The organism is Pseudomonas sp. SDO524_S393, assembly GCF_054071875.1.
The window spans coordinates 85818-95068 of the sequence record NZ_JBSVVZ010000016.1; the positions used below are offsets into that span (position 1 = coordinate 85818).

A 9251-nucleotide genomic window follows, 5' to 3' on the forward strand; every position below is an offset into this window, starting at 1 on the left:
TATCGCAGGCAAGCCAGCTCCCACAGAGGATCGCATTTCAAAAGTGGGAGCTGGCTTGCCTGCGATGAGGCCGGCTCATGCAAACGTTACTTTTCAGTCAGCCCGAATTGCGTCAGGCAAAACGTCGGGATCCCCATGTCTTCCAGGCGCTGCGAGCCGCCAAGCTCCGGCAGGTCGATGATCGCCGCCGCTTCGAAGATCTTCGCCCCCATGCGCCGCACCAGGTTGGCCGCCGCAATCAAGGTGCCGCCAGTGGCGATCAGGTCATCGAACATCAGCACCGAGTCGCCTTCGCACAGGCTGTCGGCGTGCACTTCCAGAAAGGCCTCGCCGTACTCGGTCTGGTAACCCTCGGCCAGCACATCCGCGGGCAGCTTGCCTTGCTTGCGGAACAGGATCAGCGGTTTGTTCAGTTGGTAGGCGATGATCGAACCGATCAGGAAGCCCCGCGCATCCATCGCGCCGATGTGGCTGAAGTCGGCTTCGACGTAGCGCTGGGCAAAGCTGTCGGCCACCAGGCGCAGGGCGCGGGGCGATTGGAACAGGGGCGTGATGTCACGAAAGATCACCCCAGGCTTGGGGAAGTCGATGACGGGGCGGATCAGGGATTTGATGTCGAACGAGTCGAAGGTCATCGTCGAAGAGTCCTGGGGCTGGAAACGGACTCGAAGTATACCTGCGGCCTCGTCGGTTGGCGCGGCCGCAGGTGTCTGGATCAGCCGTCGAGCGACCCGCCGGCCAGCGCGCACAACTGGATCGGGTCGAGGATATGCACTTCCTTGCCTTCGGCGGCGATCAGCTCGTTTTGCTGAAAACGGGTGAACACGCGGGATACGGTTTCCACCGCCAGACCCAGGTAATTGCCGATTTCATTGCGCGACATGCTCAGACGGAACTGGTTGGCCGAGAACCCCCGGGCACGGAAGCGCGCCGACAGGTTGACCAGGAAAGTGGCGATTCGCTCGTCGGCGGTTTTCTTCGACAACAGCAACATCATTTGCTGATCGTCGCGAATCTCGCGGCTCATCACCCGCATCAGTTGGCGACGCAATTGCGGCAATTGCAGGGCCAGCTCATCCAGGCGCTCAAAGGGAATTTCGCACACCGACGTGGTTTCCAGGGCCTGGGCCGACACCGGGTGACTCTCGGTGTCCATGCCCGACAAGCCCACCAGTTCGCTGGGCAGGTGGAAACCGGTGATCTGCTCTTCGCCGCCATCGCTCAGGCTGAAGGTCTTCAACGCGCCGGAACGGACTGCATAGACGGAGTCGAATGGGTCGCCCTGGCGAAACAGGAACTCGCCCTTTTTCAGCGGGCGACCGCGTTTGACGATCTCGTCCAGTGCATCCATGTCCTCCAGATTCAGCGAAAGTGGCAGGCAGAGGGGGGCCAGACTGCAATCCTTGCAGTGAGCCTGGCTGTGAGCGCGCAGTTTGACTGGCTCGGACATCTCTTAAATCCTTGTGGGAAAACACACATAAGACGTAAGGGTAACGCACCGGGCCCCCATGAGGCCAGCGTGTACAAAAAACCGGCAACGGTATAAAGGTTTTTGTATCAGGGTCGATACAGGTCTACATCTCAACTATCCAGGGCCCGGATCATGGTTTCCATCAGTGGTGTCAACCCCGCAAATGTTCAAATTCCAACGGTGCCGGAGCCCAGAAAGGATGCTGTGGGAGAAGACACCAGTAATCCATTGGCGCCTCAGGGCGATCCCAAGACCACTGCGGGTGTGGCCGTCACCATCTCCAGCGCGGGTTTTCAGGCCGTCAAGAATGATCGCAACAAAGACATTGATGACAGCAACCTCAAGGACAACGTCAAGCAACTGCTGAAAATGATCCGCGAGTTGAAAAAGCAGATCGCCGACAAGATGGCCGAGATCGCGGCGGCCATGGCCGATACCTCCCTGACGCCGGAGCAGCGCCAGGCCCGCGTGGGTAACTTGCAGTCAGCCTTGTCGACCTTGCAGGGCAGCCTGACCATGGCCCAGATGCAACTGGGCAAGGCCATGAAGGACGAGTCGCCCGAAGCGCAACTGCAAGCGATGAGCCTGGCGTCGAAATAACGCCGGTTCAGATCACCCGCGAGAAACGCTGCCGGTTCTGGTGCTCCAGGTAGGCATCGAACACCATGCACACCGACCGTACCAGCAGCCGCCCGGCGGGTAATACCTGAATGCCGCGGGCGTCGAGTTCGATCAGGCCGTCCGCGGCCATGGCCTCCAGCTGTGGCCAGACCTCGTCGAAATACCCGCGAAAATCCACGTTGAAGGCCTGTTCGATCCCCTCGAATGCCAGGCTGAAATTGCAGATCAACTGCTGAATCACTGCCCGTCGCAAGCGGTCATCCCCGGTGCACAAAAGGCCACGGCTGGTGGCCAGTTGCGCGCTGGCCAGGGTGTTCTGGTAACCATTGAGGTCGCTGCTGTTCTGGCAATACAAATCGCCGATCTGGCTGATGGCTGACACGCCAAGACCGATCAGGTCGCAATGGCCGTGGGTGGTGTAGCCCTGAAAGTTGCGTTGCAGGGTGCCTTCTTCCTGGGCGATGGCCAGTTCGTCGTCCGGCAGGGCGAAGTGGTCCATGCCGATGTAGCGATAACCGGCCTGGGTCAGTTGTTCGATGGTGGTTTGCAGCATCAGCAGTTTGGCCGCCGGCGAGGGCAGGTCGTCGCTGTGGATGCGCCGCTGGGGCATGAAACGCTCCGGCAGGTGCGCGTAGTTGAACACCGACAGGCGGTCCGGTTGCAGGCGGATCACTTCCTCCACGGTGCGAGCGAAGTTCAGCGGTGTCTGCTTGGGCAGGCCGTAGATCAGGTCGATATTGATCGAGCGAAATTGCAGGGTACGGGCCGCATCGATGACTGCGCGGGTTTCCTCCAGGCTTTGCAGGCGATTGACCGCTCGCTGCACCTCGGGGTCGAGGTCTTGCAGGCCGATGCTCACGCGGTTGAAGCCCAGTTCGCGCAGCAGGCCCATGGTGGCCCAGTCGGCTTCGCGCGGGTCGATTTCGATGCCGTAGTCACCGCCGTCTTCATCCAGCAAGTGAAAATGCCGACGCAGGCAACCCATGAGCTGGCGCAATTCGTCATGGCTGAGAAAAGTCGGGGTGCCGCCGCCGAAGTGCAGCTGTTCAACCTTCTGTTTGGGGTCGAGGTGGCAGGCCAGCAGCTGGATTTCCTGCTCCACACGTTGAAGGTAGGCCTGGGCGCGGCCACGGTCCTTGGTGATCACCTTGTTGCAAGCGCAGTAGTAGCAAATGTTCGCGCAGAACGGCACATGCACATACAGCGACAAGGGCCGCGCGGCTTTGCGACTGTCGCGCAAGGCATGGAGCAGGTCGAAGGTGCCGACCTGGCTGTCGAATTGCACGGCAGTGGGGTAGGACGTGTAGCGCGGTCCCGCCAGGTCGTAGCGGTGAATCAGGTCAGTGTCCCAACGAATGGCGTCGAGCATGCGGGTAGTCCCCCGAAAAGGCTAGTGGGCCGAGTCTAGGGGCGTGGCGCCAGGGGCATCTTGATTTGCATCAACGGGGAGCGGCGCTATGCCACAGGGTGTTTCAATGCCCCATCAGCCAGTGCTGGTGGGGGCCTGGCAAGGTCCAGATACCGAACAGGATCACCAGCACGCCACCGGCCATGCGTATGCTGCGCTTGCGCAGCAACGCAGTCACACGTTCGGCGGCCAGGCCGGTGGCCAGCAGCACCGGCCAGGTGCCCAGGCCGAACGCCAGCATCAGCAATGCGCTGTCCAGCGCGTTGCCCTGGCTGGCGGCCCACAGCAATGTGCTGTAGACCAATCCGCACGGCAACCAGCCCCACAACGCGCCCAACAGCAAGGCGCGGGGCAGGCTGGACACCGGCAGCAAACGATTGGCGATCGGTTGCAGGTACCGCCACAGGCCGCGTCCCAGGCTTTCGATGCGGGTGAGGCCGCTCCACCAGCCCGCCAGGTACAGGCCCATGCTGATCAGCAGCAACCCGGCCAGCACGCGCATGAACATCGCCGCCGGGCTGTTCGCGACGGCCCAGCCGGCCAGGCCGATCAACAGGCCGGCAGCGGCGTAGCTGAGGATACGTCCCAGGTTGTAGGCCAGCAGCAGTTGAAACCTGCGACTGCGTTGCTCCTTGGGGATCGCCAGGGTCAGCGCGCCCATCAGCCCGCCGCACATGCCCAGGCAATGGCCGCCGCCCAACAGGCCGAGGATCAGGGCCGAGACCAGCAGAGGCAGCAGCTCAAGCATGGGGTGGATCTTTGGGCGGTTGCTCGGATGGGTTGGCTTCTTCGATGCCGGCCAGGTGGTTGGGGTCCTGGTCGTCGAACAACACGCTGTGGGCCGGACCGTCGAGGTCGTCGTATTGGCCGCTGTCCACCGCCCAGAAAAAGATGTAGATGGCCACGCCCACCAACAACAGCGCTGCCGGAATCATCACGTATAAAGCTGGCATCGGTACTCCAGGGCTCAGGCCGGCAGCGGGCGGGTGAGTGTGGGGGCGCTGGCGCCCTGCGAACCCGGCAGGCGAGTCAGGCGCAAGGCGTTGAGCACCACGGTCAACGAGCTGATGGACATGCCCACCGCCGCCCAGACCGGGGTGATCCAGCCGAGGGCGGCAAACGGCAGCATAAGGCCATTGTACAACCCCGCCCACAGCAGGTTTTCAAGGATTATCCGGCGGGTGCGTTGCGCCAGGCCAAAAGCGTGCACCAGAGCATCCAGGCGGTTGGACAGCAGCACCGCGTCGGCGCTGGTTTTGGCCAGGTCCGTGGCCGAGCCCATGGCCACGCTGATATCGGCGGCGGCAAGCACCGGCACATCGTTGACCCCGTCACCGAGCATCAGCACGGTGCGGCCCTGCTGGTGAAGCTGTTGCAGCACCTGCAGCTTGTCGTCGGGGCGCAGGCCGCCGTGGGCTTCGTCGATGCCCAATTCGGTGGCGACACTGGCAACCATCGGCGAACTGTCCCCGGACAGCAGCAGCGTGCGCCAACCCCGTGCCTTGCAGGCGTCCAACAGGGCGGGGGCGTCGCTGCGCAGGCGGTCATCCAATACGAACCAGGCCAGGGCACCCTCGCGGTCGCCCAGCAACAACCACTGTCCGGCTTCATCCGGTGCGGCGGGGACCGGGCAACCACTCAACCCACAGACAAAACCGGGTTGGCCGATACGCAGGATGCGCTCGCCGACACGGCCTTCAAGGCCCAGCCCCGGCGAACTGGTGACTTCATCGGCGGCCAGTGGCGCACGGCCAAAAGCGCGGGCAATCGGGTGTTCGGAACGGTTCTCCAGGGCCGCGGCGAGGCTCAGGCACTCATCGCGGTTCAGCGTGCCCAGGGGATGGATGATACGCAGCGCCAGGCGCCCTTCGGTGAGCGTGCCGGTCTTGTCGAAGATCACCGTGTCGATCTGGTTCAGGCCTTCCAGCACATGGCCACGGGTGAGCAGCAGTCCGAGTTTATGCAAAGTGCCGGTGGCGGCTGTGAGTGCCGTCGGCGTGGCGAGTGACAATGCGCAGGGGCAGGTGGCTACCAGCATCGCCAGTACAATCCAGAAGGCCCGTGATGAATCCAGCTCCCACCACACCAGGCCGATGACGGCGGCGGCGATCAGCGAACACAGCAGGAACCATTGCGCCGCCTGGTCGGCGATTTGCGCCAGGCGCGGTTTTTCGGCCTGGGCGCGTTCCAGCAAGCGCACGATGGCGGACAGGCGCGTGTCATGGCCCAGGGCGCGCACTTCGACCGTCAATGCGCCTTCGACGTTGAGGGTGCCGGCGGTGACGGCGTCGCCGATCTGGCGCGGCTGCGGCAGGTACTCGCCGGTCAGCAGGGATTCATCAATGCTCGACTGACCCTCGAGGATCATGCCATCCGCGGGCAAGACCGCCCCCGGTTGCACCAGCACCCGGTCACCCAGCGCCAATTCGTTCAACAGGATGCGTTCGCTCTGGCCGTCGTTCTTCAGGCGTAGGCACGAGGCCGGCAGCAGGTTGACCAACTGCGCCGTGGCGGCCGCCGTGCGCTCCCGGGCCCGGCGCTCCAGGTAGCGGCCGGCCAGCAGGAACAGGGCGAACATGCCCACGGCATCGAAATACAACTCGCCCACGCCCGTGATCGCGGTCCAGATGCCGGCCAGGTAAGCGCTGCCAATCGCCAGGGACACTGACACATCCATGGTCAGATGGCGTGTGCGCACGTCACGCAGGGCGCCTTTGAAGAACGGCGCGCAGCTGTAGAACACAATGGGCGTGGTGAGAAACATCGCGACCCAGCGCAGGATCACGTGCAGTTCCGGGCTCAGGTCGATATTGAATTCCGGCCAGGTGGCCATGGTCGCCATCATGGCCTGGAACCACAAAAGGCCCGCTACCCCCAACTGACGCAGGGCCAGACGGTTTTCACCGGCCAGTTGCTCGGCGGCGCGGTCGGCCTGGTAAGGGTGCGCGGCGTAGCCGATATGGCGCAGTTCGCTGAGCAACTGGCTGAGCGGCAATTGCCCATCGGCCCAGCGCACATGCAGGCGATGGTTGGACAGGTTCAGCCGCGCCTCGGCCACGGCGGGCAGGCGCCGCAGGTGCTTTTCGATCAGCCAGCCGCAGGCCGCACAACTGATGCCTTCCATCAGCAGCGTAGTTTCAGCCTGTTCGCCGTCGTGGCGCACAAAAGGTTTTTGCACCTCGGCGCGGTCGTACAGTGCCAGTTCGTCCACCAGTTGCACCGGCAGTGCTTCAGGGTTGGCCGAGGCTTCACTGCGGTGCTGGTAATAGCTTTCCAGGCCGCCGGCCACGATGGCCTCGGCCACGGCCTGGCAGCCCGGGCAGCAGAGTTCGCGGCGTTCGCCGAGGATCATGGCAGTGAAGCGGCTGCCGGAGGGGACGGGCAGGGCGCAGTGGTAGCAAGGGGTGGGGCTGGTCATGGTTATGAATCTTGGTTGGCTGGGAGGGCCTCATCGCGGGCAAGCCCGCTCCCACATTCGGACCACAATCCCTTGTGGGAGCGGGCTTGCCCGCGATGCGCGAAGCGCAGGCTTTTTACTTTTTCAGCGCCTCGGCACCCTGCAACGGCTCATCACCCAGCAGCAAATCCTTGTCATGGCCGACCTGTTCCTCTTCGAACAGGCGCCAGGTGCGGTCGCCTTCCACGCCCAGCAGTTCGACGAAACGGCGACCTTCGACCTTGTCGGTAACCTGGCCGATGTAGCGCCCTGCTTCGCTGTCACTGCGGGCCAGGCTGATCTTGCGATCCTTCTCGGGCTGGGTCGGGGAAATCAGGTTCAGTTCCAGGGTATTCGGGTTGCTGTTGCCGGTGAGGTGCAGTTCGACTTCACCGGTCAGCGCATCCAGGTGCAGTTTGGCGCGCAGTTGCAGGGTCTGGGCCAGCAGTTCGCGGTCCAGGGAGCGGTTGATGCCTTTACCGGCCTCGTAGTAGTTGTCGTTGACCAGGTTGTCCGGGTTTTTTACCGCGATGGTCACCATGGACAACGTCAGGGTCACCGAGCAGGCCAGGATCCCGATGATGATCCAGGGCCAGAGGTGCTTGTACCAAGGGCTTGTGGCAGTTGCTGTGGACATTGTCGGGCTCTCTTTCAACGAACTTGTGGGCCGATGAATCGGCTCTTGGCTTCAATATGGACGCTGGCGTCATCGGCATCGGTAAGGATGAATTTCACCTCGTTGGTGCTCGACGGCAGTTGTTCCGGCGCGCTCGACAGCTCTACCGGCATGCTGACGATATCACCGGCCGCCACCTTGATTTCGCGCCGGCCTTGCAGCTTGAGGTCCGGCAGGCCTGCCGCGTCGAGTATGTAAGTGTGGTCGCGCTGGTCCTTGTTCATGATCTTCAGGCTGTAGACGTTTTCGATGCGGCCTTCGGCGTTCTCGCGGTAGAGCACGCGGTCCTTGCTCACGTCGAAACCCACCAGCGAACGCATGAAGAACGCCGTCACCAACAGGCTGATCATCGCCAGCAACACCAGCGCATAGCCGATCAGGCGCGGGCGCAACGTGTGGGTCTTCTGCCCGGACAGGTTGTGTTCGGTGGTGTAGCTGATCAGGCCGCGCGGGTATTCCATCTTGTCCATGATGTTGTCGCAGGCGTCGATGCATGCTGCGCAGCCGATGCATTCGATCTGCAGGCCGTCGCGGATATCGATGCCGGTGGGGCAGACCTGCACGCACATCGTGCAATCGATACAGTCACCCAGGCCCTGGGCCTTGTAGTCGATACCTTTCTTGCGCGGGCCACGTGCTTCGCCACGGCGCGGGTCGTAGGAGACGATCAGGGTGTCCTTGTCGAACATCACGCTCTGGAAGCGCGCGTAGGGGCACATGTAGATACACACCTGTTCGCGCAGCCAGCCGGCGTTGCCGTAGGTGGCGAGGGTGAAAAACCCGACCCAGAAATACGACCAGCCATCGGCCTGGCCGGTGAAGAAGTCGAACACCAGTTCGCGGATCGGTGAGAAGTAGCCGACAAAAGTCATGCCGGTGACAAAACCGATCAGTAGCCACAGGGTGTGCTTGCTGAACTTGCGCAGGAATTTGTTGGCGCCCATCGGCGCTTTATCGAGCTTGATGCGTTGGTTGCGGTCGCCTTCGGTGATTTTTTCGCACCACATGAAGATCCAGGTCCACACGCTTTGCGGGCAGGTGTAACCGCACCAGACGCGTCCGGCATACACGGTGATGAAGAACAGGCCAAAGGCCGCCACGATGAGAATGCCCGAGAGCAGGATGAAGTCCTGGGGCCAGAAGGTCGCGCCGAAAATGAAGAATTTGCGCTCGGGCAGGTTCCACCATACCGCCTGGTGACCGCCCCAGTTCAGCCACACGGTGCCGAAGTAGAGCAGGAACAGCAAGGCGCCACCGAGCATGCGCAAATTGCGGAACAGGCCGGTGAAGGCGCGGGTGTAGATTTTCTCTCGCGAGGCGTAGAGATCGACGGTCTTGGCAGGCGGGGTAACGTCATGTACCGGTATCTGGTTGCTCATCATTGCATCCCACGGCGGTGGAGATTTGCCTCGGCCAGTACGTGCCGGTCGGGGTCAAAACAGGCTGTTGCAGTGTCGTTATGATACGCCTCCATTGCTGCTGATCGGGGGCGACCTACGTGACCTGGATCAATTGATCTGGCAAGTAGGCTCGGTTTTGGCTGGCTCGGTCGTCAAAAACGAAGGAGGTCCCCTGTGGGAGCGGGCTTGCTCGCGAATGCGATGCGTCAGTCGCAAATCAAGTTGACTGATACACCGCA

General features: G+C 62.4%; 9 protein-coding genes. 1 reads left to right on the top strand and 8 read right to left on the bottom strand.

Annotated elements, in window-relative coordinates:
• Nucleotides 1-86 precede the first annotated feature (86 nt).
• Both ACW9IB_RS09785 and fnr read right to left on the bottom strand, forming a co-directional pair.
• Nucleotides 87-635, bottom strand: coding sequence for an adenine phosphoribosyltransferase (locus tag ACW9IB_RS09785; RefSeq protein WP_457368629.1), 549 nt, complete (start codon nucleotides 633-635; stop codon nucleotides 87-89).
• An 80-nt stretch (nucleotides 636-715) separates the two neighbouring features.
• Entirely contained in the window at nucleotides 716-1450 is a 735-nt protein-coding gene (gene fnr / locus ACW9IB_RS09790; RefSeq protein WP_457368628.1) for a fumarate/nitrate reduction transcriptional regulator Fnr, read from the bottom strand.
• A gap of 153 nt (nucleotides 1451-1603) precedes the next feature.
• Here fnr and ACW9IB_RS09795 point away from each other — a divergent pair, with 153 nt between their 5' ends.
• Nucleotides 1604-2071, top strand: coding sequence for a hypothetical protein (locus tag ACW9IB_RS09795; protein WP_457368627.1), 468 nt, complete (start codon nucleotides 1604-1606; stop codon nucleotides 2069-2071).
• A 7-nt stretch (nucleotides 2072-2078) separates the two neighbouring features.
• Here the strand turns inward: ACW9IB_RS09795 and hemN are convergent, their stop codons facing one another.
• From hemN to ccoG, 6 genes are all read right to left on the bottom strand, one after another.
• Nucleotides 2079-3461: an oxygen-independent coproporphyrinogen III oxidase gene (gene hemN / locus ACW9IB_RS09800; protein ID WP_457413418.1), complete on the bottom strand. Its 1383-nt coding sequence runs from the start codon at nucleotides 3459-3461 to the stop codon at nucleotides 2079-2081.
• Between the two features lie 103 nt (nucleotides 3462-3564).
• The gene (locus ACW9IB_RS09805; RefSeq protein WP_457413419.1) at nucleotides 3565-4248 is read right to left on the bottom strand and encodes a sulfite exporter TauE/SafE family protein; all 684 of its coding nucleotides are present in this window, start codon (nucleotides 4246-4248) and stop codon (nucleotides 3565-3567) included.
• Nucleotides 4241-4453 (bottom strand): cbb3-type cytochrome oxidase assembly protein CcoS, encoded by a 213-nt coding sequence (ccoS, locus tag ACW9IB_RS09810; protein WP_457368624.1) that lies wholly within the window; start codon nucleotides 4451-4453, stop codon nucleotides 4241-4243. The genes ACW9IB_RS09805 and ccoS overlap by 8 nt, the downstream gene beginning before the upstream one ends.
• A gap of 14 nt (nucleotides 4454-4467) precedes the next feature.
• Nucleotides 4468-6918, bottom strand: coding sequence for a heavy metal translocating P-type ATPase (locus ACW9IB_RS09815; RefSeq protein ID WP_457413420.1), 2451 nt, complete (start codon nucleotides 6916-6918; stop codon nucleotides 4468-4470).
• A gap of 115 nt (nucleotides 6919-7033) precedes the next feature.
• Nucleotides 7034-7573: a FixH family protein gene (locus tag ACW9IB_RS09820; protein ID WP_457413421.1), complete on the bottom strand. Its 540-nt coding sequence runs from the start codon at nucleotides 7571-7573 to the stop codon at nucleotides 7034-7036.
• A gap of 14 nt (nucleotides 7574-7587) precedes the next feature.
• Nucleotides 7588-8991 carry a cytochrome c oxidase accessory protein CcoG gene (ccoG, locus tag ACW9IB_RS09825; RefSeq protein ID WP_457413423.1) on the bottom strand — a complete coding sequence of 468 codons (1404 nt, stop codon included), beginning with the start codon at nucleotides 8989-8991 and terminating at the stop codon, nucleotides 7588-7590.
• Nucleotides 8992-9251: the final 260 nt, after the last annotated feature.

Excerpts from the sequence above, each read along its gene's own strand:
- hemN (WP_457413418.1), bottom strand. The coding sequence starts at position 3,461 with ATGCTCGACGCCATTCGTTGGGACACTGACCTGATTCACCGCTACGAC.
- ACW9IB_RS09785 (WP_457368629.1), bottom strand. The coding sequence starts at position 635 with ATGACCTTCGACTCGTTCGACATCAAATCCCTGATCCGCCCCGTCATC.
- fnr (WP_457368628.1), bottom strand. The coding sequence starts at position 1,450 with ATGTCCGAGCCAGTCAAACTGCGCGCTCACAGCCAGGCTCACTGCAAG.
- ccoS (WP_457368624.1), bottom strand. The coding sequence starts at position 4,453 with ATGCCAGCTTTATACGTGATGATTCCGGCAGCGCTGTTGTTGGTGGGC.
- ACW9IB_RS09795 (WP_457368627.1), top strand. The coding sequence starts at position 1,604 with ATGGTTTCCATCAGTGGTGTCAACCCCGCAAATGTTCAAATTCCAACG.
- ccoG (WP_457413423.1), bottom strand. The coding sequence starts at position 8,991 with ATGAGCAACCAGATACCGGTACATGACGTTACCCCGCCTGCCAAGACC.
- ACW9IB_RS09805 (WP_457413419.1), bottom strand. The coding sequence starts at position 4,248 with ATGCTTGAGCTGCTGCCTCTGCTGGTCTCGGCCCTGATCCTCGGCCTG.
- ACW9IB_RS09815 (WP_457413420.1), bottom strand. The coding sequence starts at position 6,918 with ATGACCAGCCCCACCCCTTGCTACCACTGCGCCCTGCCCGTCCCCTCC.
- ACW9IB_RS09820 (WP_457413421.1), bottom strand. The coding sequence starts at position 7,573 with ATGTCCACAGCAACTGCCACAAGCCCTTGGTACAAGCACCTCTGGCCC.